General features: G+C 68.5%; 26 protein-coding genes and 1 pseudogene. 11 read left to right on the plus strand and 16 right to left on the minus strand.

Features of this window, described 5'->3' with window-relative positions; translation table 11 throughout:
* Nucleotides 1-4: 4 nt before the first annotated feature.
* The 4 genes from H0X90_RS01890 to H0X90_RS01905 all read right to left on the minus strand — a co-directional run bounded on the left by H0X90_RS01890 (nt 5) and on the right by H0X90_RS01905 (nt 3,531).
* Nucleotides 5-799, minus strand: coding sequence for an ABC transporter ATP-binding protein (locus H0X90_RS01890; protein WP_077188978.1), 795 nt, complete (start codon nt 797-799; stop codon nt 5-7).
* Nucleotides 796-1,911: an acyl-CoA dehydrogenase family protein gene (locus H0X90_RS01895; RefSeq protein WP_077188979.1), complete on the minus strand. Its 1,116-nt coding sequence runs from the start codon at nt 1,909-1,911 to the stop codon at nt 796-798. Before H0X90_RS01895 ends, H0X90_RS01890 begins: the two co-directional genes overlap by 4 nt.
* Nucleotides 1,884-2,450: a carboxymuconolactone decarboxylase family protein gene (locus H0X90_RS01900; protein WP_006489008.1), complete on the minus strand. Its 567-nt coding sequence runs from the start codon at nt 2,448-2,450 to the stop codon at nt 1,884-1,886. Before H0X90_RS01900 ends, H0X90_RS01895 begins: the two co-directional genes overlap by 28 nt.
* Nucleotides 2,451-2,574: 124 nt before the next feature.
* Complete coding sequence (locus tag H0X90_RS01905) at nt 2,575-3,531, minus strand: AraC family transcriptional regulator (protein WP_077188980.1); 957 nt, start codon at nt 3,529-3,531, stop codon at nt 2,575-2,577.
* A 14-nt stretch (nt 3,532-3,545) separates the two neighbouring features.
* Between H0X90_RS01905 and H0X90_RS01910 the strand changes: the two genes are divergently transcribed.
* The 5 genes and pseudogenes from H0X90_RS01910 to H0X90_RS35665 all read left to right on the plus strand — a co-directional run bounded on the left by H0X90_RS01910 (nt 3,546) and on the right by H0X90_RS35665 (nt 6,435).
* Nucleotides 3,546-4,199, plus strand: coding sequence for a hypothetical protein (locus H0X90_RS01910; RefSeq protein ID WP_227739737.1), 654 nt, complete (start codon nt 3,546-3,548; stop codon nt 4,197-4,199).
* 181 nt (nt 4,200-4,380) lie between these two features.
* Complete coding sequence (locus H0X90_RS01915; RefSeq protein WP_077188982.1) at nt 4,381-4,854, plus strand: universal stress protein; 474 nt, start codon at nt 4,381-4,383, stop codon at nt 4,852-4,854.
* A 51-nt stretch (nt 4,855-4,905) separates the two neighbouring features.
* Nucleotides 4,906-5,181 (plus strand): DUF1488 domain-containing protein, encoded by a 276-nt coding sequence (locus H0X90_RS01920; protein ID WP_027809191.1) that lies wholly within the window; start codon nt 4,906-4,908, stop codon nt 5,179-5,181.
* A gap of 309 nt (nt 5,182-5,490) precedes the next feature.
* Entirely contained in the window at nt 5,491-6,141 is a 651-nt protein-coding gene (locus H0X90_RS01925) for a BON domain-containing protein (RefSeq protein ID WP_077189054.1), read from the plus strand.
* Between the two features lie 55 nt (nt 6,142-6,196).
* Nucleotides 6,197-6,435 (plus strand): annotated as a pseudogene (locus H0X90_RS35665) (hypothetical protein).
* A gap of 124 nt (nt 6,436-6,559) precedes the next feature.
* Here the strand turns inward: H0X90_RS35665 and H0X90_RS01930 are convergent.
* From H0X90_RS01930 to H0X90_RS01950, 5 genes are all read right to left on the minus strand, one after another.
* Nucleotides 6,560-8,326 (minus strand): SulP family inorganic anion transporter, encoded by a 1,767-nt coding sequence (locus H0X90_RS01930; protein WP_077188983.1) that lies wholly within the window; start codon nt 8,324-8,326, stop codon nt 6,560-6,562.
* A gap of 109 nt (nt 8,327-8,435) precedes the next feature.
* Entirely contained in the window at nt 8,436-8,660 is a 225-nt protein-coding gene (locus tag H0X90_RS01935; RefSeq protein ID WP_027809187.1) for a hypothetical protein, read from the minus strand.
* 138 nt (nt 8,661-8,798) lie between these two features.
* Nucleotides 8,799-9,788 (minus strand): LOG family protein, encoded by a 990-nt coding sequence (locus H0X90_RS01940; protein ID WP_027809186.1) that lies wholly within the window; start codon nt 9,786-9,788, stop codon nt 8,799-8,801.
* 22 nt (nt 9,789-9,810) lie between these two features.
* A complete protein-coding gene (locus H0X90_RS01945) occupies nt 9,811-10,146 on the minus strand; it encodes a c-type cytochrome (RefSeq protein ID WP_027809185.1) in 336 nt (111 codons plus the stop codon).
* A 49-nt stretch (nt 10,147-10,195) separates the two neighbouring features.
* Nucleotides 10,196-11,197 carry a nitroreductase family protein gene (locus H0X90_RS01950; protein ID WP_077188984.1) on the minus strand — a complete coding sequence of 334 codons (1,002 nt, stop codon included), beginning with the start codon at nt 11,195-11,197 and terminating at the stop codon, nt 10,196-10,198.
* 172 nt (nt 11,198-11,369) lie between these two features.
* Between H0X90_RS01950 and H0X90_RS01955 the strand changes: the two genes are divergently transcribed.
* Nucleotides 11,370-12,359, plus strand: a complete 990-nt coding sequence (locus tag H0X90_RS01955; protein WP_077188985.1) for a zinc-dependent alcohol dehydrogenase family protein — start codon at nt 11,370-11,372, stop codon at nt 12,357-12,359.
* 26 nt (nt 12,360-12,385) lie between these two features.
* On the opposite strand, the gene H0X90_RS01960 is transcribed toward H0X90_RS01955, so the two are convergent.
* Nucleotides 12,386-13,159, minus strand: a complete 774-nt coding sequence (locus H0X90_RS01960) for a helix-turn-helix domain-containing protein (RefSeq protein ID WP_027809182.1) — start codon at nt 13,157-13,159, stop codon at nt 12,386-12,388.
* 303 nt (nt 13,160-13,462) lie between these two features.
* Nucleotides 13,463-14,110: a response regulator transcription factor gene (locus H0X90_RS01965; RefSeq protein WP_027809181.1), complete on the minus strand. Its 648-nt coding sequence runs from the start codon at nt 14,108-14,110 to the stop codon at nt 13,463-13,465.
* Nucleotides 14,111-14,434: 324 nt separating this feature from the next.
* Between H0X90_RS01965 and H0X90_RS01970 the strand changes: the two genes are divergently transcribed.
* Nucleotides 14,435-14,905 (plus strand): universal stress protein, encoded by a 471-nt coding sequence (locus H0X90_RS01970; RefSeq protein WP_027809180.1) that lies wholly within the window; start codon nt 14,435-14,437, stop codon nt 14,903-14,905.
* A 51-nt stretch (nt 14,906-14,956) separates the two neighbouring features.
* Here the strand turns inward: H0X90_RS01970 and H0X90_RS01975 are convergent, their stop codons facing one another.
* From H0X90_RS01975 to H0X90_RS01990, 4 genes are all read right to left on the minus strand, one after another.
* Nucleotides 14,957-15,790, minus strand: a complete 834-nt coding sequence (locus tag H0X90_RS01975) for a universal stress protein (protein WP_077188986.1) — start codon at nt 15,788-15,790, stop codon at nt 14,957-14,959.
* Nucleotides 15,787-16,290 carry a universal stress protein gene (locus tag H0X90_RS01980; RefSeq protein ID WP_027809178.1) on the minus strand — a complete coding sequence of 168 codons (504 nt, stop codon included), beginning with the start codon at nt 16,288-16,290 and terminating at the stop codon, nt 15,787-15,789. Before H0X90_RS01980 ends, H0X90_RS01975 begins: the two co-directional genes overlap by 4 nt.
* A 69-nt stretch (nt 16,291-16,359) precedes the next feature.
* Nucleotides 16,360-16,614 carry a hypothetical protein gene (locus H0X90_RS01985; RefSeq protein WP_077188987.1) on the minus strand — a complete coding sequence of 85 codons (255 nt, stop codon included), beginning with the start codon at nt 16,612-16,614 and terminating at the stop codon, nt 16,360-16,362.
* Nucleotides 16,615-16,622: 8 nt separating this feature from the next.
* Nucleotides 16,623-17,462: a universal stress protein gene (locus H0X90_RS01990; RefSeq protein WP_077188988.1), complete on the minus strand. Its 840-nt coding sequence runs from the start codon at nt 17,460-17,462 to the stop codon at nt 16,623-16,625.
* Nucleotides 17,463-17,650: 188 nt separating this feature from the next.
* On the opposite strand from H0X90_RS01990, the gene H0X90_RS01995 reads away from it, so the two are divergent.
* From H0X90_RS01995 to H0X90_RS02010, 4 genes are read left to right on the plus strand one after another with little or no spacing between them, the layout of a single operon-like run.
* Complete coding sequence (locus H0X90_RS01995; protein ID WP_077188989.1) at nt 17,651-18,187, plus strand: hypothetical protein; 537 nt, start codon at nt 17,651-17,653, stop codon at nt 18,185-18,187.
* Nucleotides 18,177-18,923 (plus strand): beta-ketoacyl-ACP reductase, encoded by a 747-nt coding sequence (locus H0X90_RS02000; protein WP_077188990.1) that lies wholly within the window; start codon nt 18,177-18,179, stop codon nt 18,921-18,923. Before H0X90_RS01995 ends, H0X90_RS02000 begins: the two co-directional genes overlap by 11 nt.
* On the plus strand, nt 18,920-20,749 hold the full coding sequence (locus H0X90_RS02005) for an alpha/beta hydrolase (protein WP_077188991.1): 1,830 nt from the start codon (nt 18,920-18,922) through the stop codon (nt 20,747-20,749). Before H0X90_RS02000 ends, H0X90_RS02005 begins: the two co-directional genes overlap by 4 nt.
* A gap of 14 nt (nt 20,750-20,763) precedes the next feature.
* Nucleotides 20,764-21,804 (plus strand): zinc-dependent alcohol dehydrogenase family protein, encoded by a 1,041-nt coding sequence (locus H0X90_RS02010; RefSeq protein WP_077188992.1) that lies wholly within the window; start codon nt 20,764-20,766, stop codon nt 21,802-21,804.
* Between the two features lie 99 nt (nt 21,805-21,903).
* Here H0X90_RS02010 and H0X90_RS02015 read toward each other — a convergent pair whose 3' ends face one another.
* Entirely contained in the window at nt 21,904-23,307 is a 1,404-nt protein-coding gene (locus tag H0X90_RS02015) for an MBL fold metallo-hydrolase RNA specificity domain-containing protein (RefSeq protein ID WP_077188993.1), read from the minus strand.
* Between the last annotated feature and the right edge of the window lies 1 nt (nt 23,308).

Consider the following 23,308-nt stretch of genomic DNA (forward strand, 5'->3'; position numbering starts at 1 on the left):
GAGGTCAGTTCAAGGGATGGGGTTCGGACGCGTGCGGGTGCTTCATGCCGGCCTGCAACGCCTTCAGGATGTCGATGCGCATCGTGCCGAGTTCGCTGACGAACGCATCGCGCGGATGCGGGTAATCGACCCGCCACGCGTCGATGAAGCGGCCTTGCGTGCCGAGCAGCACGATGCGATCGGCCACCAGCAGCGCCTCGTCGATGTCGTGGGTCACGAGCACCGTCGCGCAGCGCGTCGTCGACACGATGTTCACCAGCAGCCGCTGCATCGCCGCGCGCGTGACTTCGTCGAGCGCCGAGAACGGTTCGTCGAGCAGCAGCGCGTGCGGCCGACGCGCCAATGCGCGCGCCAGCGCCGCACGCTGCGCCATCCCGCCGGAAAGCTGGGCCGGGCGCAGCGACGCAGCGGCGTCGAGCCCGACCGCGCGCAGCGCCGAGCGGACGCGTTCGCGTTGCTGATCGCGCGTGAGGCGCTCCTGATGCGCGAAGGCAAGCCCGAACGCGACGTTCCGTTCGGTCGACAGCCACGGCAGCAGGCACGGGTCCTGGAACGCGATCGCGATCCTCGGGTGCGGGCCGTGCAGCAGCGCGCCGTCGACGGACACGGTGCCGGATTGCGGCCGCTCGAGCCCGGCCAGTGCGCGCAGCAGGCTCGACTTGCCGGTCCCGCTCGGGCCGATCAACGCGACGATTTCGCCGCGCCCGACCGACAGCGACACGTCGGCAAGCACGGTCGTGCGCGGCTCGTCGCCGTAGCTGAGCGTCAGGTGACGGGCGTCCAGCAGCGGGGGCGTCATGCGGCGATGCTCCGCGCCTGCGCGGCGAGTTGCGCCTTCAACTGCACCACGCTCGGCGTGACGATCGGAATGAACGCCGCTTCGCGCCAGCGTCGCTCGAAGCCGAGCCCCGCATCGCGCAGATAGCCGCGGCCGCCGCTCGCCTCGAGTTCGAGGTTCACGGCGGTGGCCACGAGCGTCGCGAGCGCGATGCGCAGCTCGAACAGGCGGTTCGGATGCAGGCGCATGCTGCCGTCGGCGATGCCGGCCGACAACTGCGCGCACGCGGCGGCCAGTTCGGCCGCGCACGATTCGACTTCGGGGCCGAGAATGCCGCGCGTCGTCTCCGCCGCGCGCCGCGCTTCGGCCAGCGAGCGCCGCGCGAGCCCGATCGACAGCCCGCACTGCAAGCCGAGGAATGCCGGTCGCACCGCGGGCAGGAAGGTTTGCGCATCCGGATGGATCAGCCAGGCGGCGTCGCTCGGCACGGCGTCGAGATGCAGCGCGGCGGTGTTGCTGCCGCGCAGCGCGATCAGGTCGAGATCCGTGCTGCGGGCCAGGCCGCGCGCGTCATCCGGAATCGCGACGATCGCGGACGGCCGGCCATCGTCGAACGCGACGGCTGCCGCCACCACGAACCGTTCGGCGCGCAGGTTCGTCACCCACGCCATCCTGCCCGTCAGCCGCCAGTCGTCGGCGCTGTCCGCGTGCCGCGTCGCGTCGATCTGAAGCGACTCGATGCCGCACAGATACTTCATCGCGTTCGACAGCCCGCTGGCGCCGGCGCAACGGCCGTCGAGCAGCGCCGGCAGCCAGCGCGTGCGCAGTGCGGCGTTCGGGCTTTGCAACAGGTATTCGATGAAGCTGCGCTGGCCCCACAGCACGAATGCCGCGGTCAGCGAATGCTCGGCCACCGCGGCGATGCCGGCAATGGCGTCCGCGGTGGTGCCGCCGGTGCCGCCGAGGCCCGCCGGCACGCCGATCCGGAACAGTCCGGCCGTCGCGAGGCGCGGCACGACTTCCGCTTTCAGCGCGGCGCGCGTGTCGAGCGACGTGGCGTTCGCGTCGAGCCAGTCGACCAGCGACGCGTCGAGTTCGGGCGCCGTCAGGCGGCCTGTGTCCTGGGTTCCCATCGGTATGCCGCCAGTTCGGGGTTGAGTTCGTTGCGCGACAGGTTGTTCGCGAAGTTGCACAGCGTCGCGAGGCTCACGCCCAGCACCACTTCGAGCGCGTTCGCCTCGGTGAAGCCGGCGGCCAGGAACGCGTCGAGCGCGTCGTCGGGCACGCCGCCGCGCGTCGCGATCACGGCGCGCGTGAATGCGGCGACGGCGTCGAGCCGCGGATCGGCGACCGGTTCGCCGTCGCGCAATGCATCGACGTCGGCGTGGTCGACGTGGGCCTTTTTCAGCGCCGCCGCGGTGTGTCCGGCCACGCAGAACGCACAGCCGTGAACGGCCGCCGCGGTGATCTGCACGGCTTCGCGCTCGGCGAACGTGAGGCCCGCGCGGCTGTTGATCTCCGCGACGGTCAGATAGGTTTCGAGCGCGACCGGCGCGTTCGCGAGCGAGCGCACGAGGTTCGGCAGGAAACCGTTCGCGCGCTGCGACTTTTCCAGGAATGGCTGGCTGGGCGCGGGGGCGGTTTCGATGGTGGGCAAGGGCAGGCGGCTCACAGGATTCTCCGGAGGGGCAGTGAGATCATTGTCGAGGCGGCGCCCCCGCCGGACAATGCGCGAACATCCGCGATTCCTGTGCGTTCGTCCCGCGCCGCGCGTTCCGCCGTCGCGCCGTCTCCGGCTAGTGCAGGCGCGCCGCCGATGGCGACGCAGGGCCGCCGCGCCGCCATGCGCCGGGCTGCATGCCCATCGTGCGCTTGAACGCATGCGCGAACGCCGATTCCGACTGATAGCCGACCAGTTCACCCGCACGCGAAATCGGCAGGCCTTGCTGCAACAGGTCCGCCGCGAGTCGCATCCGCACCATCGTGACGAACTGCATCGGCGGATGGCCGGACGCTTCGCTGAAGTGCTTGCAGAACGCGGTGCGCGACATGTTCGCGAATGCGGCCATCGAGTCGGTGGTCCACGCGTCGGCGGGCGCATCGATGATCGCGGCGACGAGCGTGGCGAAACCGGTCCGCTGCATCAGCGACGCGAGGCCGCTGGCCACGGTATCGTGCCCGGCGGCATCCCGCACCGCATAGAACAGCAGCAGTTCGACCAGCTTGTCGATCAGCGGGGAGGGGGCGTCGACGCCATGGCGGCCTTCGGCGCGAATCAGGTCGAACAGCCCGTGGATACCGCGATAGGCGTCGTCGCCGCGCCGCACGATCAGGTACTCGGGAAAGAGCGACACGATCGCGCGCGACACGGTGGAGCGGAATTCGATGAAGCCGCAGGCGAGCCCGACGCTGCCGTCAACCGACGAGTCGAGCGGTTGCATCGACCCGCGTCGCTCGAGCGGGCGGCCGCCCGCGACCGCGCAGGCCTGCGGGTCGACCGGGCTCGGCGACAAGCCGTGCGGCACGTCGCGCAGCAGAAAGACGGCTTCACCGGCGGTGACCGGGATGCTGTCGCGCCCGTCGGCGAAATGCAGCCACGCCGATCCGTGCAGGATCACGTGGAAGCTCGCTTTCGCATGGCCGGCGGTGGACGCCTGCCAGTCGCCGCAATACTGGCCGACATGAAAAAGCTGGCTTCTCGGCTCCAGGCTGGACAGCAGCCAATGGACGACCTTGTCTGTTTGCGCGGACATTCCGATGCTGGAGGATGGGTGACGCGCCCATGCTACGGGCTGCGCCGCGCCGCTCAAACCAACGAATCGTAGAAAGCATTTTCTCGTGGCGACGAAGCGAGGCCTGCGATCGGCGACGCATGACGGCGATTGACGCAGGTCAATCGCCTTCGCGCTGCCGGCAATACAGTGGACTGCGGCGCTTGCACGATGCGGCGCCCGATGGCGCGCGCAAGCCGCCGCGTGATGAGGCACGGGCCATGAAACATCTGACGTGGGCGATCGGCGCCGCGCTCGCGCTGGGCGCTTGCGCCGGTACGGGGCAGGGGTCGGCGTTCCGATCGACCGAAACGCAATTGCTGGCGGCACGGGAGGCCGCGGCGCTGCCGTGTTCGACGCCGTCCGAATGCGACCGTGCCTGGCAGCTCGCACGACGCTACGTCGACGCGCATTCATCCACGCGTATCACGCGATTCAGTGCGGATCGGATCGAAACCGCGCAGCCGCATTTCGCCGGAGAAGTCTATCTGTGGGCATCGCGCACCGCATCGGGCGACGGCGGCGCGGTGATCCGGCTCAAGGCGATGTGCAAGGGCATGTACGGCACCGATGGCGGCCCCGGCTGGCAATACGATGCATGCGCGTCGAAGATCCTCGAAATCGAGCGGGGCTTCCGCGCGTACGAGTAGCCATCGCGCGCGACGGACACGTCGACGCCGCCGCCGGTCGATCCTCGATCATCGGGCGCATCCCGCTCAGGGTCACGCCGCTTCAAGCCGTTGACCTCGGTCAACGCCGGTTTCCGGCAAGCGCTGATGATGAGACAACGCCGACCGCCACCGGCGCGTCGAGTCATCCAGCGAGGTGGGTATGTACACGAACATCATGGTCGCCGTGGACGGCAGTCCTTCGTCGAATCGGGCGCTCGAAGAGGGCTTGAAGGTTGCCCGGTCCTGCGGCGCGCGGCTGTTCGCCGTCTTTGTCGTCGACCAATCGCTTCTGATCACGTACGCCGGACGAATGAACCCGGATGCGCTGCTCGACGAGGTCCGGCGCGACGGCGCGGCGGTGCTGCACAGCGCGGAACGGGCGATCTCGCATGCGGCCGTCAACGGCGAGACGGAAATCGTCGAAACCGAACCTGGCCAGAATGTCGCCGAGCGGCTGCAACGCTACGTCGTCGAACGCTCGATCGATCTGGCCGTGATCGGTACGCACGGGCGGCGCGGCGTCCGTCGCTTGTTCCTCGGTAGCGTCGCCGAACGGTTCCTGCGCGGATCGAGTTGCCCGGTCCTGCTCGTACGCAGCGACGATGCCGCGCCGGCCGCCGTCGCGGCAGCCTAGAATCGCCGCGCCCGATACCGGGACGGCCCGCCACCTGCCCAGGGGATCATCATGCAGATATCTTTTCCCTCCGAACCGCCGACGTATTGCGGCGTGGCTCCGGCGCTGGCCTTTCCGGCCGTGGTCGAAGGCCGCCGCGTGCGCTGCGCGATCACCGCGGAAGCGCTGGAAGATCACTTCCGGGCGGTATCGCCGCGCGAGCAGGATCTCGTCGACGCATTCGCGCGCCATCGCCCCGCGATCGAACGCGCGGCGCGCTGCCTGCTCGAGGAAATGGACGGCAGGCCGATCCTGCTTCATAGCGGATTTTTTCGGTTCTGTACGTGATCGCCGTGGGTCATTGACGCGTATCGCATCCATGATCGTACGGGCCGATACGCCGATCTCCGCGGGATCTGCCGCGCGGCATGCGATGTCGCCCCCCGTCCTGTACGCGTCATGATGCTGCGCCGGCGAGACGAAGGCGCCGACCGCGTGCCCACGGTCAAAGCGAATGCGAACCAGGCGACACATGCACGAGCCGCGAAGCGCGGCACAGAATATCCGTTGACCTGCATCAGCAACGCGCGGGCGCGCGTGTGCAAATCTGGCCGTGTACGGCGGACGAGCGCGCCGCGGCTCACGGGAGTGCAGACGATGAAAACCGACAAGCAGTTGAAGCAGGACGTTCAGGACGAACTGGAATCCGACCCGGCGATCGACGCGACAGGGATCGGCGTCGAGGTGTCCGACCGGATCGTGACGCTTTCGGGTCACCCGCCGAGCTACGCGGAGAAACTCGCGATCGAGCGCGCGGCGAATCGCGTGGCTGGCGTCAAGGCGCTCGTCGTCGACATGACCGTCCATCTGCCGAACGACGACGTTCGCACCGACGAGGACATCGCGAATGCGGTGCGCTCGGTGCTGCACTGGACGGTCGGGCTGCATGACGATGCGGTCAAGGTGCAGGTCGAGCACGGCTGGATCACGCTGTCCGGCAGGGTCGAATGGGCGTACCAAAGCCATCTGGCCGTGCGTGCGATCTCGCAGATGCGCAGCGTGACCGTCGTGACCGACCACATCGTCGTGCAGGGGGCGGTCGGCTCGGCCGACATCGGCGGCAACATCAAGCGCGCGATCATGCGCCACGCGGAGCGCGAGGCGAAACACATCGCGATCGAGGTGCGCGACGGCACCGTCCGGTTGTCCGGCAAGGTCGGGTCGTTCTCCGAGCGCAAGGCCGTGCGCGGCGCCGCGTGGTCCGCGCGCGGCGTGCGCGCCGTCGTCGACGACCTGGTCGTCGAGTAAGGCCGGCTGGCTGAAGTTAGGTGCGGCGTCCGCCCGGACGCGGGAGGGAAGCAAGATGACACTGTCAGGCGAGGTACACGACGCCGACTGGTCGGTGGCGATCGAGACGAGCCCCGCCGAACGGGCGGCTATCGTTGCACGATCCACGTGATGCTCATGTCGCCGGACGGCGCGTGCGAACGTGTGTTCGCTCACAGCCGGTTCCACGACACCGAGCGCGAAGCCGCGATCGACGGGTTGCGCGTCGGGATGACCTGGGTCGAGATGAAGAAGTCGAACACCTTTACGGTTTGAACGACGACGGCCACGTATTGCATCGAAACCGGCCGCTCCTCCCGGCCCGATGCGATACGCGTGGCGGCCGCCCGTATTCAAGCGTCTAGGGCCAGCGCAAGCCCGTTATTGGCGTGAACAGGCCCTAGCCTCCCGTCGTTTTCCGCGCGGGCGGTGATGATGCGGAACGCATGCGGTGTTCGCCCGCGCTCGCGTGTTCGCCTTTCCGCTGGACGTGATGCGCAACGGCATCGGTCACGGTCGGAAAGAAGCTGGTCGGGCCGAACACGTCGAACAGCCCGTAGGCGCGCAGGCGATCCTTCACCGGCCCCTTCATTTCAGCGAAGTTCAGCGCGATGCGTTGCTCGCGGAGTTCTTCGCACAGCGCGACGAGCCGGTCCGCCGCGCTGACGTCGATATCGGTGACGGGCTCCGCGGCGACGACGATACGCGAGACCGGGCATGCCGAGCGCGCGATTGCCCCGTGCAGATGCTCGCAGAAGATCTCGACGTTGGCATAGAAGAGCGGGGCGTCCCAGCGGAACAGCACGAGGCCCGGGGTTTGCACGGCGTCCGGATGTCGCGTGATGTCGTGATAACCGCGCACGCCCGACAGCCGGCCAAGCACAGCATCGTACGGGTGCCAGGCTCGCCACACGAACGACAGCAGCGACAGCGCGCTGGCGAGCAGGATGCCGGGGACGACGCCCACGCCGATCACCCCGGCAAAGCACAGGACCGAAATCAGGCATTCGCCGCGGCGCATCCGGTACAGCCGGACGACGCTGCGGACGTCGGCGATGCCGAACGCCGCGTAGATCACGACCGCGGCCAGCGCTGCGCGCGGGACGAGCGTCAGTAGCGTGGGCGCGGCAATGAGCAGTATCGCGATGCATGCGGCCGCGACGAGATTGGTGAGCTGGCTTTGCGCGCCGGCGGCGATCGCCACCGGCGTACGGGACGCGCTGCTGCTGACCGCGCAGCCCTGTGTCACGCCGGCCAGCAAATTTGCCGCGCCCAATGCGATCAGCTCCTGGTTACGGTCCGGCGTGTCGCCCGCGCGCACGGAAAGCGCACGCGAGAGCATGCTGATGTCGGCGAACGACACCAGCGCCACGGCGATCGCACCGGACGCGAGCGCGGTCAGGTCGGCGAGCGAGACGACCGGAAGGTGCGGGGCAGGCGTGCCGGCCGGCAATGCGCCGACCGTCGCGATGCCGTGCAACGGCAACACGCGCGTGGCCAGGGTCGCTGCGAGCACGGCGATCAACACGCCAGGCCAGTGGGGTATCACGCGCTTCATCAAGAAAATGGTCGCGAGCACGCCGACGCCGAGCAGGCAGGCAGCGGGTGAAAACCGGCGGTCGACGAAGGCATGCACGATGTGAGGGACGCTGGCGAACACGTCGCCGCCCGATGCGGTCATGCCGAACAGCTCGGGCAGGCGGCCGATGGCGAGCGTGATCGCAATGCCGTTCAGATACCCGTACTGGATCGGGCGCGACAGCAGGTCGGTGACGAAGCCGAGGCCGAGCGTCCCGAGCAGGATACAGATCGTACCGGCCGACAGCGCCAGTGCGCCGGAGAGCGCGACGGCCCGCTGCGGATCATGGTCCGCGAGCGGCGCGATGGCGCCGGCGATCAGCGCGGCCAACGCCGAATCGGGGCCCAGGACGAGGATGCGGCTCGGGCCGAGTACCGCATAGGCGAGCAATGCCGCGATCGACGCATACAGCCCGGTGACGGCCGGCAGGCCGGCGGCCTGCGCGTAGCTCATGCCGACCGGAACCAGCACGGCGGAAAGCGCGATGCCCGCATAGAGATCGCGCGACAACCATGCGCGCCGGTAGTTCGCGAGCAGCGCCACACCGGGGAACATGCGTGCGATGCGTCCGGAACGGGGCAGGTTCATCGCCGCTTCATCCGCTGGATATCCGCGGCGAAAGGGGCGGACCGATCCGGGAGGTGGAGGTTCATCGGCATGCGGTCAGCGCGCGGCACGGCCCCGACCGCGCCCGGCTTCATGCCGCCTTGAGCACCGAAAGCTGCAGCGCCTGCGCGAAACGAGCCAGCGTGGCGATCGATCCCGTCACGCTTTCGTACCGTTCCCTGCCGATCTGGCCGTCGAGGATCACGAGCATGCCGGCGTCGCGGGCGAGGGCGACCAATGCCAGCGTATCGAGCGCAGCTGCATCGGGCTGACCGGACGGATTGCCCGAATCGACAAGCTGGGTAGCGTGTGACATGGCGTCTCTCCTGATGGCTCGCGATCGGTGTGCCGGGAGCCGTGATCCGTGATTTCAGTATCGTCGGCATGCATGCGCGATTCAATCGGCGTGTCCCGAAGTTGCAGTAGGAATCGAGCGGCGGCCGTCGGCGGATTCCTACACGGCGGACGGCTTCGGCGAAGGGCTTCGCCCGGCCGGCCGTCTGGCGCGACGCCGTGCATACCAGGACCCGATCGCGTGCCAGATCTCGGCGGCCGATTCGCAGTAGGTGAACAGTTCGAGGTCGCGGCGGTCGATCATCCCTTCGTCCGCGAGAAACGCCAAATCGACGGCGCGCCGCCAGTACGCTGCGCCGACCAGGATGACCGGCAGCGGCGCGATCTTGCGCGTCTGCAACAGCGTCAGGACCTCGAACAGCTCGTCGAACGTGCCGTATCCGCCGGGGAAAAACACGGCTGCCTTGGCGCGCTCGAGCAGGTGAAGCTTGCGAATCGCGAAGTAGTGGAACCGGAAGCGCAGATCCGGCGTGATGTACGGATTCGGCGCCTGTTCGCGCGGCAGCTCGATATTGAAGCCGATGCTCGGGGCGCCGCGCTCGTAGGCGCCGCGATTGGCGGCCTCCATGATGCCCGGGCCGCCGCCCGTGACGATCGCGAGGCGCGCGGTACGCGTGCGCCGGTCGGCATCGCCGACGATACGGCCGAATTCGCGTGCGACGCGGTAGTACACGCTGTGCTCGACGAGACGGCTGGCGACCGCGACGGCACGACGGCGGCCCGCGTCATGCGGGCGCAGCGCGAGCAGGCGATTCGCTTCGTCGAGCCGTGCGTTCGCGACGGCGGGCGCGACGATGCGCGTGCTGCCGTAGATCACGACGGCATGGCCGATGCGCTCATGTTGCAAACGCTCCTCGGCTTCCCAGTAGTCGAGTTGGAGCCGGATACCGCGCATGCCCGCCCGTTGCAGCAACGTCGCATCTTCGTCGGCAGGCGTGCAGTTCGGATTGCTGGCGAGATGCCGCGCCCGACGAGACGGCCGCTGGATGTCGTCGAGCGCGGCGGTCGCTTCGGGCCGGGCGCGTATCCGCTTGCCGTTCATGCCGCCGCGCGCGGTGCCGGCACGAGCGCGTTTGACTATCGTGGGCATGAGCGGGAAGGCTGTGGCACGGTCACTGACTCAGCACCCATTGGACGAGCTGATGGGCGTCGTCGGCCGACAGCGGCCCGCCGCGATCGACGGCGGACGGCATCGGCGTGTCGCCCCAATGCGTGGGGCCGCCGACGCGCAACTTGCGCTCCAGCTCGGCGGCCGCGTGAGGATCGCCGCGGTAGCGCGCGGCGATATCGTGGAACGACGGCCCGAGGAACGTCATGTCGAGCGTGTGGCAAAACATGCAGTGCTGCGCGTTGACGAGCTCGGTCGGCTCGGGCACGGCCGTTTGTGCGGACGCCGTGTCGGCGATGGCGGCGATCAGAAGGAAAGCGAAGCAACGCGTGATGTTCATGTTTGTTTTCGTCCGGATCGGCAGGCGCACGGAGCGCCGCCGGTTACGCTCAGGAGATCACTTCGTCGAGCGGGCGACGGGGCGAATGCGGCGTGTGCGGGCCGCGGCCCACCCGCAGCAGCAACTGCGGCTCGCCGCGCAGCCCGAGCGTCCGGCCGAGGTCGGCGCGCAGCGCGGCCGTCTCGATCGGCTGGTTCAGGTACGACGCCGTATAGCCCGCGCGCGCCGCGACGAGCGGGATCCGCTCCAGCGCCTGGCCCGCGGCCAGCCACGCTTCGCGATCGTCGCGCACGGTCGAGATGCAGACGATCAACGGCGACGCGCCGACGAGCTGGTGATGGAGCGCGGCGAGACCGTTGCCGAGATCGAACGTCCGCACCGCCATCGTCACGACAGGCGCCGCGAAGTCCAGCAGCGTCGGCACGCCGGCCGCGAACGCCGGCATGCCGTCGACGCGCCGGCGCGGATCGATCCAGCTCGCCAGTTCGCGCCGGAAGCGCGGATCCGCGAACTGCTGCTGGTCGGCCTGCGCAACCAGTTCGGCAACCCGTGCGCGATGCGTGACCGAGTCGATGCACGCGACCTCAGCCCCTTCCGCGACGCCGGCCGCGATCAGCTCGCGCTGAATCGCGTCGGGCACCTCGGTCGATTCGAACGGTGCGCGTGTCGTGACGCGCTCCTGGATCGCGTCGAACAGCCCGCCGAGAGACGGATCGGAATAGCCGTCGTCGCAGACCCGGACCAGCGCAAGGAGATCGGGGTCGACCTCGGACGGAAACGTGCTGATCGTGTGGGCGAGGCCGGCGTGATCGAGCGCGACGCGCAGATTGAGCAATGCCGCGCCGCAACTGATGATCAGCTCGCGGTCGAATGGATCGACCACGGGCAAGGCGCGGACCCGGTCCGCACAGACTGCGATCGTGGCGCCGTTGACGATGAATCGCCACGGCTGGGAATTGTGGCTGGACGGGGCCAGCACCGCGTACGCCAGCAACGACTTCAATTGATCGTCGACATGGGCGCTTGCGGCAAGCGGGGGAACGGATATCATTCGATCATCTCCTGGCACGCCGCGCGGGCGGCGTCATGCCACTTCATCGTGTCAGCAACCGTCCGGCAGCCGTTGACCCACATCAAGCGCCCGTCATCGCGCCATGCGTGCGCGATGCGTTGGGACTAGCCTTGGACGGCGAAGCACGAAGACGATCGAGCAGGAGGCGAGCATGCTTGCGATGATGTTTGACGGCACGGCGCCGCGTTTGCGCGAGACGCGCGTGCCGGATCCGCTGCCGGCGCCGGGCCAGCTGTTGATCGACGTGCACGCATGCGGTGTCTGTCGAACCGATCTGCACGTCGTCGACGGCGAGCTCGCGCACCCGAAGCTGCCGCTTGTGCCGGGGCACGAAATCGTGGGAACGGTGCGCGTGCTCGGCGCTGGCGTGACGGGGTTCTCCGTCGGCGATCGCATCGGCGTTCCGTGGCTCGGCTCGACATGCGGGCATTGCGCGTATTGCACGTCGGGCCGCGAGAACCTGTGCGACAGCCCTGGTTTCACGGGCTATACGATCGACGGCGGCTATGCCGAGTGCGCGGTCGCCGACCACCGGTATTGCGTGCATTTGCCGCGGCGCTATTCCGATCTCGAAGCCGCGCCGCTCCTGTGCGCCGGTCTGATCGGCTACCGAACCTTGCGGATGGCGGGCGACGCGCGTCGCATCGGCATCTACGGCTTCGGCGCGGCCGCTCATCTCGTCGCGCAGGTCGCACGTTTCGAGGGGCGCAAGGTGTTCGCGCTGACGAAGCCCGGCGATACGGCGGCACAGCAGCTCGCGCTGTCACTCGGCGCCGCGTGGGCCGGCGGCAGCGACGAAACACCGCCGGAAACACTGGACGCCGCGCTCATTTTTGCGCCGGCGGGCGCACTGGTGCCGGCCGCGCTGCGCGCCGTCGGCAAAGGCGGGATCGTCGTGTGCGGCGGCATTCACATGAGCGACATCCCGGGCTTTCCGTACGCGTGGCTGTGGGGCGAGCGCCGGATCGTGTCGGTCGCCAACCTGACGCGCGCGGATGCGGCCGAATTCATGCGGATCGCCGCCGCGACGCCGTTGCGCGTCGAAGCCGTGCGCTACGCGCTGACCGATGCGAATCGCGCACTGGACGACCTGCGCATGGGGCGCGTGTTCGGCGCCGCCGTGCTCGGCGTGCGCGGCTGATCCCGCCCGGTACTCGCGCGATCCGCTCAGATGCGCCCCAGGCCTTCCGGATCCACGATCCGGATCTGCTTGCCTTGCGCGGCGACGAGCCCGTTGCGCTGGAACTTCGACAGCATGCGGCTGACCGTTTCGAGCTTCATCCCGAGATATTCGCCGATCTCGTCGCGCGTCATCCGCAGCACGAACTCGGCGGCCGAGTAACCGCGGGCCTTGAAGCGGGTGGACAGGTTCAGCAGGAAGGCGGCCACGCGCTGCTCGGCGGTCATCGTGCCGAGCAGCACCATCAGCGCGGATTCGCGGACGATTTCGCCGCTCATCATCTGATAGACGTGATGCTGCATCGGCCGCACTTCGCGGCACATCTGCTCGAGCTGGCCAAACGGGATGATGCAGACCGTGCTGTCCTCGAGCGCGATCGCATCGCCGTTGTGCCGCCCGGTGTGCACGCCGTCGAGCCCGAGCGATTCGCCGACGATCTGGAAGCCGGTGATCTGCTCGTTGCCGTCGCGATGCATCATCACGGTCTTGAACGACCCTGTTCTGACCGCGTAGATGCTGTGGAACGTGTCGTCCGCGCGAAACAACGTTTCACCGCGTTTGACGTGGCGCGTCGTGCAGATCATCGCGTCCACCCGCGCGAATTCGTCGGGCGTCATTTCCCGCGGCATGCAGACGGTGCGCAGCGTGCAGGACGAGCAGCGGGACGACGTGCGCTTCGGCTGGTCCATTCGCGTGACGGGATGCAGCGGAATGAACGGGTGCAACGGCACTGTCGTTGGAATTTCGGCATGGCTCTGCATGATCTGCTCCGGTTGGGGCGGCAGCGGGTCGCATGGTCGCGGTTGCGCTGGCCGTCGTACAGGCGGATCGGGACGCCACCGCCTGGTTCATCGAATCGGCGCCGCACCGGATCGGCGGGCCGACGATGCCGTCGCGACGCGAGGGCAAGGCCGGGTAGCTCCGGAAGGCACGCGGGTGTGGTGTTCTTGATCGGAGTATGGACAGCCGGACGCTTGATTGAAATCAGCGGAAATTGAAGATGCGGTAGGTGATGGCGAAGGTTTGTAGGACGATTCCTACAAGGGTGCGGCGGGTTGTCTCGGTCAGAGTTCGTCCGGGTCGTCGAACAGCTTGTGGCGCATCGCGTACCGGACGAGCGCCGTATCGTTGGCCATCTGCATCTTCTCGAGGATCCGCGTCTTGTACGTGCTGACCGTCTTGACGCTGACGCAGAGTGCCTGCGCGATTTCCGAAATCGACTCGCCGGTGGTGACGCGCCGGAACACGTCGAACTCGCGATCGGACAGGCGCTGGTGCGGCAGGAGATCGGTCGGTTCGTTCAGGCTCTGCGCGAATTGCTCGGCCATGGTCAGGCTCACGTAGACGCCGCCGGCCGCGATCTTGGTCAGCGCGGCGACCAGTTCGGCGCTCGCGCTTTCCTTGGTCATGTACCCCGATGCGCCGGCGCGGAACGCGCGCACCGCATATTGCTGCTCGGCGTGCATCGTCAACACCAGGATGTGCAGCGCCGGTTTCTCGTCCTTGATCTGCTTGATGAGCTCGATGCCGTTGCGGCCGGGCATCGACAGGTCCAGCACCAGCACCTCGGCCTCGGTGCCACGAATCAGCGCGATCGTCGACGCACTGTCGTTTGCTTCGCCCGCCACGACGAAATTGTTGGCGTTCTGCAGGATGTGCCGCAGGCCGTCCCGGACGAGCGTGTGATCGTCTGCAATGAGTACGCGGATCATGGCGTGCATCCTTTGCCAGCTCGCGGGGGGCCGGCGCGCGTCGGCGTTCGCCGATCCGGCTCCGACCGGAACGTGGCGATCGTCCGATTCCGAACGGCGGACATGATGGCTGCCGTCGATGACCGGACGATGTCTCTTCAAAGGGTCGCATCAAAAGCGTGTCCGATGCGCGGAGATTGTGCGCGTTTTGCCGGTATTCGCCAATCGGGACCGATGCGCACGGCTGTCGGCGCGCGGGCTTGACCGGCGTCAACCGGCCGATGCGCGTCGCGCCCAGACTGGTCGGGCAGGCCAATCGACACCGAACGGCAACAGGGAGGCTTCATGTATGCACGAATCTTTGCGGCGCTTGACGGCAGCCGCGGTTCGCGGCTCGCGCTCGACGAGGCGATCGCGCTCGCCCGTGAGTCGGGCGGCTTGATCGTCGCCGTGTGCGTGGTATCGGACGCGCCGCGGCCGACGGACGTCGACAGCGGCTATATCGAGCGGCGCGACCCGGCCGGGCTGGATGCGGACAAGGCCGCGATCGCAGTGGCGGACGCCGAGACCGCGTTCCGCCTGTGCGGCGTTCGCGGCACCGCGCAGGCGATCGACGCGTGTGGGGAGGACGTGTCGTCGGCGCTCGCGCGAGCGGCCGCCGAATGCGACGCGGACTTGATCGTGATGGGCACGCACGGCCGTCGCGGCATGCGCCGCGCGTTGCTCGGCAGTGTCGCCGAATCGCTGGTGCGCATCGCCGACCGGCCGGTGCTGGTCGTGCGGGAGGGGCACGGCGCGGGTGCGGCCGTGTTGTGACGATTGTGACGAAAGCGGGCAGCCGCGACCGGCTGCCCGATAGTCGACGGCTCAGTGAGACAGCAGCACCGGCACCGTCATCGTCTCGAGGATCGTGCGCGTCGCGCCGCCCAGCACGCGCTCATGCGCGCGGGTATGGCTGTACAGGCCCATGACGAGCAGGTCCGCATGCAGATCGGTCACACGGTTCAGCAGCGTTCCGCCCACGCCGACCGCCCGCTCGCGCGGCGTCGTCGAGAACGACGCGCGAACGCCGTGCCGTTCGAGATACGCGGCGACGTCGACGCCGGCCGGCGTGCGGTCCGGATCGGAGTGCCCGCGGACGACCGTCTCGACGTTGACGAAGCGGGCGCGGCCGAGCAACGGCAGCGCGTCGGCCATCGCGCGTGCGGCCTCGCGCCCGCCGTCCCAGCCGATCAGCACGTTCTCGCCGAACGTGCGCACGTCGCCCGCATACGGCACGACGATCGCCGGACGGCCGCTGCCGATCACGACGTCCTCGACGAAATGGCGCGCCACGTAGGTCATGCGATCGTCGGGATCTTCCTGGCCGAGCACCAGCAGATCGGCATGGCGTGCATGCAGGATCGCCGCATCGGTCGCATTGCCGGCCGGCGCCTGCCATTCGACGCTGCGCCCGGCGCGTTCGGCGGCCGTCAGGAAGCGTTCTTCCGCCTCCTTGCGCCGCTCGTCGCACAGGCGCTCGTAGACGGCCAGCTTCAGCGGTTCGTCGGGCCGACGCAATGGTTCGAAGAGATCCTGGCAGACCAGGTAGAGGCCGATCAAATGCGCGTTCCAGCGTCCCGCGAGCTGGAGCGCGAGGTCGACGCGCGTCGCGCAGCGATCGCTGTCGTCGAGGTGGACGAGCAGGGTCTTGTAGCTCATGACGGTTCCTTTTCGGTGGAAGCGGCCGTGACGTCGGCGGACGCCTTTGCTGCGCAGCTCGCCGGAATCATCAGGACCGGGCATTTGGCCACACGCAGCACGCGTTCGGCCACGCTGCCGAGGAACATGCGCTGAACGCCGCGCCGGCCGTGCGTGCCCATCACGATCAGATCGGCGCCGATCTCGCCCGCGAGACCGACGATCCGGTGCGGGATGTCTTCGCCTGCCGGCGCGACGTTGGAAATCCGCGGCGTGCCGGCTACGTCGCGCGCCTTCATGCGCCGCGCGGCGTCCTCGGTCACGCGCAATCCTTCTTCACGGAACGAATCGACCAGGATCGACGGATCGTATCCATACATGTCGTAGGCCGGCACCAGGAAATCGACGACGTAGACGGGTGTCAGCCGCGCACCCGTTTGCGCCGCGAGACTCAGCGCGGCGTCGAGTGCACGGGACGACGTGTCGCTGCCGTCGAGTGCGACCAGAATGTTCGAGTACATGGCAGTTCCCTTGAACGGATGTGGATGAAACCATCATCGGCGCGTGCACGCGGACGGCGCTGATCTGGATCAAGCGTCCCGGTTGCCGCGCGGCACGCCCACCGCGGCGCGCGCGGCGAGCCACGCTTCGTCGGTCGGCTCGACGACCGCCGCGACCGCGCTCGATGCGCACGATGCGCACGACACGACATGCGCATCGTCCGAATTCGCACGCACGTCGATGCCGAGGCCGAACCAGCCGAGCGATGCGCGGAACCGCCCGCGCAACACGGCCGAGTGCTCGCCGATGCCTATATTGGCGACGCGCAGCGCGAGCGTGTGCATCGGGCGGCTCAGTGCGACATCAGCACCGGCAGCGTCATCGACGCGAGCACCGTGCGCGTGGCGCCGCCCATCAACAGCTCGCGCCAGCGCGGATGGCCATACGCACCCATGACCAGCAGGTCGGAACCCGTTTCATAGGCGCGAGACAGGAGCGTGTCGCCGACGGACGCGCCGGCGCCGGCATCGATGTCGAGCACGTTCACGTCGTGCACATGGCGCGCCAGCATCAGCGCGGCATCGGCGGCCGGAATCCGTGTGGCCGCGGCCTCCGAATGACCGTCGACCACCGCGACGACCGTCGTGCGCTTCGCGTGCTCGAGAAACGGCAGCGCGTCGTGCGCGGCGCGCGCCGCTTCGCGGCTGCCGTCCCATGCGACGAAAACCCGATCGCCGATCAACGGGAATTCTCCGGTGTACGGCCAGAACAGCACCGGGCGGCCGGCCGACAACACGAGGTTCTCCGGGAACTGGTCGTCGATATACGACTCGGGATCGTTCGGGTCGCTCTGGCCTGCAATCACCAGATCGGCGAGACGGGCGGCGCGCGGTACGGCGACATTCGCCCGCTCGTCGGCGCGAATCCAGGTTGCCGGCACTTTGGCGCGCGCCGTCTCCGCATGGAACAGACGCTCCAGCGCGGCGAGCCGCTCGTCGCGCTGTTCGCGGTGCGCGCGGAAATAGTCGGCGGAACCGGCCATCACGTAGAACGAATGCGGCTCGGGGGTGTAGACCGAGAACAGCCCGGTGAGATGCGCACCGAAGCGCCGGGCGAGACGCAACGCGAACTCGAGACGCGAATGCGCGCGGGTGCTCGTATCGAGGTGCACGACCATGCTCTTGTAGCTCATCGGATTCGCTCCATCGACGGGTGATCCGCCAGTGCAATCCAGTCTACGAAGCAGGGTTTCCACGCGCTTGACTCAGATCAACGGCGGCCGTGCGCGATACCCGCACAGTGAAGCGGTCGAGACGCCGAGGCCGGGCAGGCGGCGCGATGCGGATGCGAACCCATTGATCCGATCGAAAGGGGAAGCCGATGAGTAGCGATGCTTTGACGACACCGAACGGCGCTTGGCGCGCGGGCTGCGATCTCGCGTTGCGCATGGTCGCGCTGAACCGCGACTGGCAACACGAATGGCATGCGCTGGCAGGGCGGCGCATCGAGCGCGACCGCACCGCGGTGCGGCGCCTTCAGCAGGCGCTGGCGGAAACGAACGAGTGGACGGCCTTCGCCGAGGCCGGCCGGCAAGTGACGAGCGACTACGCGATCGCGAGCGTCGAGATCTGGCAGGACGCCGCCGAGCTGTGCATGCGTGCGCAATTCGAGCACGCGAGTGCGTGGCGTACCTGGTTGCGCGAATACGGCTCGGGTGCGCTGACGCGTTATCAGACCGACTGGTTGGCCGACCTCGAGCGGCTCGCGGTGATCAACGAAGCCAGCATGCCGTGGGCCGACTGGATAGCCGCGCTGGAGCGCGGGATCGAGGAGGCGGGCGACGCGACGAACGGGGCGCTCGCGGCGCGCCGCCTGAACGGCATCGCAGGCGAACGGGAGCACGATCATGTCCGCTAAGCGCGTCGCGTTCGTCACGGGCGGAATGGGCGGCCTCGGCGCCGCGATCGGCCGTCGGATGCACGACGCCGGCATGACGGTGGCGGTGTCGTACACGGAGCGCAACGACCACGTCGCGACGTGGCTCGCGCACGAACGCGACGCGGGCCGCACGTTTCATGCGTTCGAAGTGGACGTGGCCGACTACGACTCGTGCCAGCACTGCGCGGCGCGCGTGCTCGCCGAATTCGGGCGCGTCGACGTGCTCGTCAACAACGCCGGCGTCACGCACGACGCCACCTTCGTGAAGATGACGAAGAGCATGTGGGACGCGGTGCTGCGCACCAATCTCGACAGCATGTTCAACATGACGAAGCCGTTCGTGCCCGGCATGATCGACGCGGGTTTCGGGCGCATCGTGAACATCGGCTCCGTCAACGGTTCGCGAGGCGCGTACGGGCAAGCCAACTACGCGGCCGCGAAGGCCGGCATCCACGGCTTCACGAAAACGCTGGCGCTCGAACTCGCGCGGCATGGCGTGACGGTCAACACGGTATCGCCCGGCTATCTGGCGACCGCGATGCTCGAGTCGGTGCCGAAGGAGGTGCTCGACACGAAGATCCTGCCGCAGATTCCGGCCGGGCGGCTCGGCGACCCCGACGAAATCGCCGCGTTCGTCGCGCTCCTGTGCTCCGATGCCGGTGCGTTCGCCACCGGCGCGGAATTCGACGTCAACGGCGGAATGTACTTGCGATGAACGGCTCCGTGCTGCGCGCGCCGCTCGCGCCGCTCGCGCCGGCATCGCCGCCGACGCCAGGCGCCGACGGGCGCGCGCCGGCGGCGACGCGATGCGCGCCTGCCCGGATGAGCGCGGCCGAACAGTGGAACCGTGCCGCGCACGCGCATGTCGCCGCACTGACGTTCGGCTTGTCGCCCGTGTCGCTGGCGCTGGCGATGCTCGACTGGGGGGCGCATCTGGCGGTGGCGCCGGGAAAAGGCTTCGAGCTCGCCACACAGGCGTGGCTGGGCGCCGTGGCGCCGACGGTAAGCGGACGCGACGGCGAGGCTGACGAGGCGGAGTCGCGCGGCCTGGCCGTGCATGCCGGCGACGCCGATCCGCGCTTCGCCGCGCCCGCGTGGGGCGGCTGGCCGTTTCGCGCGTATCGCGACGGTTTCCTGTCGATCCAGCGTTGGTGGCGCGACGCGACACGCGGCGTGCCGGGCGTCGAACGCCATCATGAGGGACTGGTCGGATTCGCCGCGCGACAGTGGCTCGACGCCTGTTCGCCGGGCAATTTCCTGGCGACCAATCCGGTCGTGCTCGACGCGACCATGCGCAGCGGCGGCGCGAACCTCGCGGCGGGTTTCCGGCACTGGCTGGACGACGCGAACGCGTTCGTCGAGCGTGCGAGCGGCACGCAGGCCCGCGATCCGCGCGCGTATCTGCCGGGTCGCGACGTGGCGATCACGCCGGGTCGCGTCGTCTCGCGCAACGCGCTGTGCGAGCTGCTGCAATACGCGCCGACGACGGCCCGCGTGGGGCGCGAGCCGATCCTGATCGTGCCGTCGTGGATCATGAAGTACTACATCCTCGATCTGCAGCCGCACCATTCGCTGATCCGCTTCCTGGTCGACGCGGGCTATACGGTGTTCGCCGTGTCGTGGCGCAACCCCGGTGCGGAATCGCGCGACCTCGGGCTCGACGACTATCTGCGCGACGGCTGCATCGCGGCGCTCGACGCCGCGCGGTCGATCAGCGGCGAAGCGGTCCACGCGGTCGGCTATTGCCTGGGCGGCACGCTGCTGGCGATCGCCGCGGCGGCGCTGGCGCGCGACGGGCGGAAGCACGACGCGCTGCGCTCGATCACGTTGCTGGCGGCCCAGACCGATTTCAGCGAACCCGGCGAGCTCGGGCTGTTCATCGATGCAAGCGAGCTGTCCGCGCTCGACGCGCTGATGTGGCGGCAAGGCTACCTGGACGGTGCGCAGATGTCCGCCGCGTTCGAACTGCTGAACGCGCGCGACCTGATCTGGTCGCGGATGATGAGCGAATACCTGCTCGGCACGCGCACGAAGCCCAACGACCTGATGTCGTGGAATGCGGATACCACGCGCATGCCGTACCGCATGCATTCGGAATACCTGACGCGGCTCTTTCTCGACAACGAGCTGGCAGCCGGCCGGTATTGCGTCGACGGGCGGCCGGTCGCGCTGTCGGATATCGACGTGCCGACGTTCGTGGTCGGCACCGAGCGCGATCACGTGTCGCCGTGGCGATCCGTCTACCAGCTCCATCTGCTCACGCACCATGCGCTGACGTTCGTGCTGACGTCGGGCGGGCACAACGCGGGCATCGTGTCCGAACCGGGCCATCCGGGGCGCCGCTATCGGTGCGCGACGCGCGAACCCGGCGCGGCTTACCGCAGCCCGCACGACTTCGTGCGCGATACGCCGGCGGTCGACGGATCGTGGTGGACCTCCTGGCGCGACTGGTTGCGTGCTCGCTCGTCGGGCGACGTGCCGGCCCGTACGCCGGCCGCCGGCCTCGCGGCGGCGCCCGGCGCCTACGTACTCGAAACATGAACGGAGCAACAGCAATGAAAGCACTCGTCTACCACGGGCCGGGGCGCAAGGCGCTCGAGGAACGGCCCAGGCCGGAACTGCAGTCGCCCACCGACGCTATCGTCCGCGTGACGCGCACGACGATCTGCGGCACCGATCTGCACATCCTCAAGGGCGACGTACCGACCTGCGAGCCCGGCCGCATTCTCGGCCACGAGGGCGTCGGCATCGTCGAGCAGGTCGGCACCGCGGTCGATTCGCTGAAGCCGGGCGATCACGTACTCATTTCGTGCATCTCGTCGTGCGGCCGCTGCGAATACTGCCGCCGCGGACTCTATTCGCACTGCACGACCGGCGGCTGGATTCTCGGTCATCGCATCGACGGCACGCAGGCCGAGTACGTGCGTATCCCGCATGCGGCGACGAGCCTCTACCGGATTCCGTCCGGCGCCGACGAGGACGCGCTCGTGATGCTGTCCGATATCCTGCCGACCGGGTTCGAATGCGGGGTGCTGAACGGCAAGGTGCAGCCGGGGTGCTCGGTCGCGATCGTCGGCGCGGGTCCGATCGGGCTGGCCGCGTTGCTGACCGCGCAGTTCTACTCGCCCGCGCGGATCATCATGATCGACCCGGACAGCAACCGGCTCGAGATCGCGCGTCGCTTCGGCGCGACCGATTGCATCGACGGCCGCACCGGCGATCCGGTCGCGGAAGTGATGAAGCTGACCGACGGCATCGGCGTCGATTGCGCGATCGAGGCGGTCGGCATTCCGGCGACGTTCGAGATGTGCACGGCGCTCGTGGCGCCGGGCGGTGTCGTCGCGAACGTCGGCGTGCACGGCGTGAAGGCCGACCTGCATCTCGAGAAGCTGTGGGATCGCAACATCTCGATCACGACGCGGCTCGTCGACACGGTCAGCACGCCGATGCTGCTGAAGACCGTGCGCGCCGGGCGTCTCGATCCGACACGGCTGATCACCCACCGGTTTTCGCTCGACGACGTCGAGCGTGCGTACGACACGTTCGGCCGCGCCGCGCAAACCCATGCGCTGAAGGTCATCATCGAAGTCGGTTGACGGGCCGGTGGCGTGTGACGGAGGCCGGTACGCAACGTCGTTCGGTTCCCGCCGCGCCGCGCCGGGCCGGTGCCTACCGGTGTTTCGCCGGCGCCGTGGTCAGGACGAAACGGCAGCCGGCTCGCGCGCATCGTCCGATTCGACTGCGTCGAGATCGACGGTCTGCGCGTAGGTCGGGACTTCGCACGGCCAGTGCAATCGCTCCGAAATACGCCGCCGCAGTGCGTCCGCCGATGCAGGTTCGCCATGCGTGATGAAGGTCCGTGCGGGCGCGGGCTGCATCGTGCCGAGCCACCGGAGAATCTCCTCGTAGTCGGCATGCGCGGACAGCGCGGCGATCGACTCGACCTGCGCGCGCACGCGCACGTATTCGCCGTGAATCTTGACGGTCGGTTCGTGCGCGGCCAGCGCCGCGCCGCGTGTACCGGCCGCCTGATAGCCGACCAGCGCGATCGTGTTGCGCGCGTCGGGCGCGTAACGGCTCAGGTGATGGAGCACGCGGCCGCCCGTGGCCATGCCGCTTCCGGCGATGATGACCATCGGGCCGTGGTGTTCCGCAATCGCCTTCGACTGCTCGACCGTCCGGATCATCGTCGCCGCGTGGCCGAGCGCGTTTGCTTCGGAAAGCGTCAGCCGGTGCTCGAGGATATGGTGGCGATAGATTTCAGTCACGTCCGTCGCCATCGGGCTGTCGAGGAACACGGGGACGCGCGCCATGCGGCCGGACGCCTTCAGTCGCGCGATGTAGTGCAGGATCTCCTGCGCGCGGCCGACGGTGAAGCAGGGCATCACGACCACCCCGCCGCGCGCGAAGGTCGTGTCGAACAACGTGGCCAGCTCGTTCTCAGGGTCCGATTCCGGGTGCAGCCGGTCGCCGTACGTCGACTCGACGACCAGGAAATCCGCATGGGCGGGCGGCCGCGGCGGCTGCATGATCGGGTCGCGATAGCGGCCGAGGTCGCCCGAGAACGCGAGCACCTTGTGATCCCAGTGCATCACCACGCTCGCCGCGCCGAGGATGTGCCCGGCCGGCAGCAGGCGGAACGCCAGGCCGTCGCCGAGCGCCGTGCATTCGTCGAAGGCGACGGGCGTCAGCAGGCGCAGCGCGCGCTGTGCATCGTCGAGCGTATAAAGCGGCTGCGCGGGATAATGCTTCGAGTAGCCGTGCCGGTTCGCGAAGTCGGCTTCTTCCTCCTGCAGCCGCGCGCTGTCGCGCAGCATGATGTCGCAGAGTTCGGCCGTGGCCGCCGTGCAGTACACGGGCCCGCGATAGCCTTCGCGCGCCAGCACCGGCAAGTAACCGGTATGGTCGATATGCGCGTGCGTGAGCACGACCGCGTCGAGCGTGTCGGGCGCGAGCGGCAGCGGGCTCCAGTTGCGCAAGCGCAGGTTTTTCGTGCCTTGGAACAGGCCGCAATCGACCAGTACGCGCCGGCCGCCGTGCTCGACCAGATACTTCGAACCGGTCACGGTTTCGGTCGCACCGAGAAAAGTCAGTTTCATC

It is taken from the genome of Burkholderia sp. 9775_39 (assembly GCF_015712225.1).
Classification (GTDB): Bacteria; Pseudomonadota; Gammaproteobacteria; order Burkholderiales; family Burkholderiaceae; genus Burkholderia; species Burkholderia cenocepacia.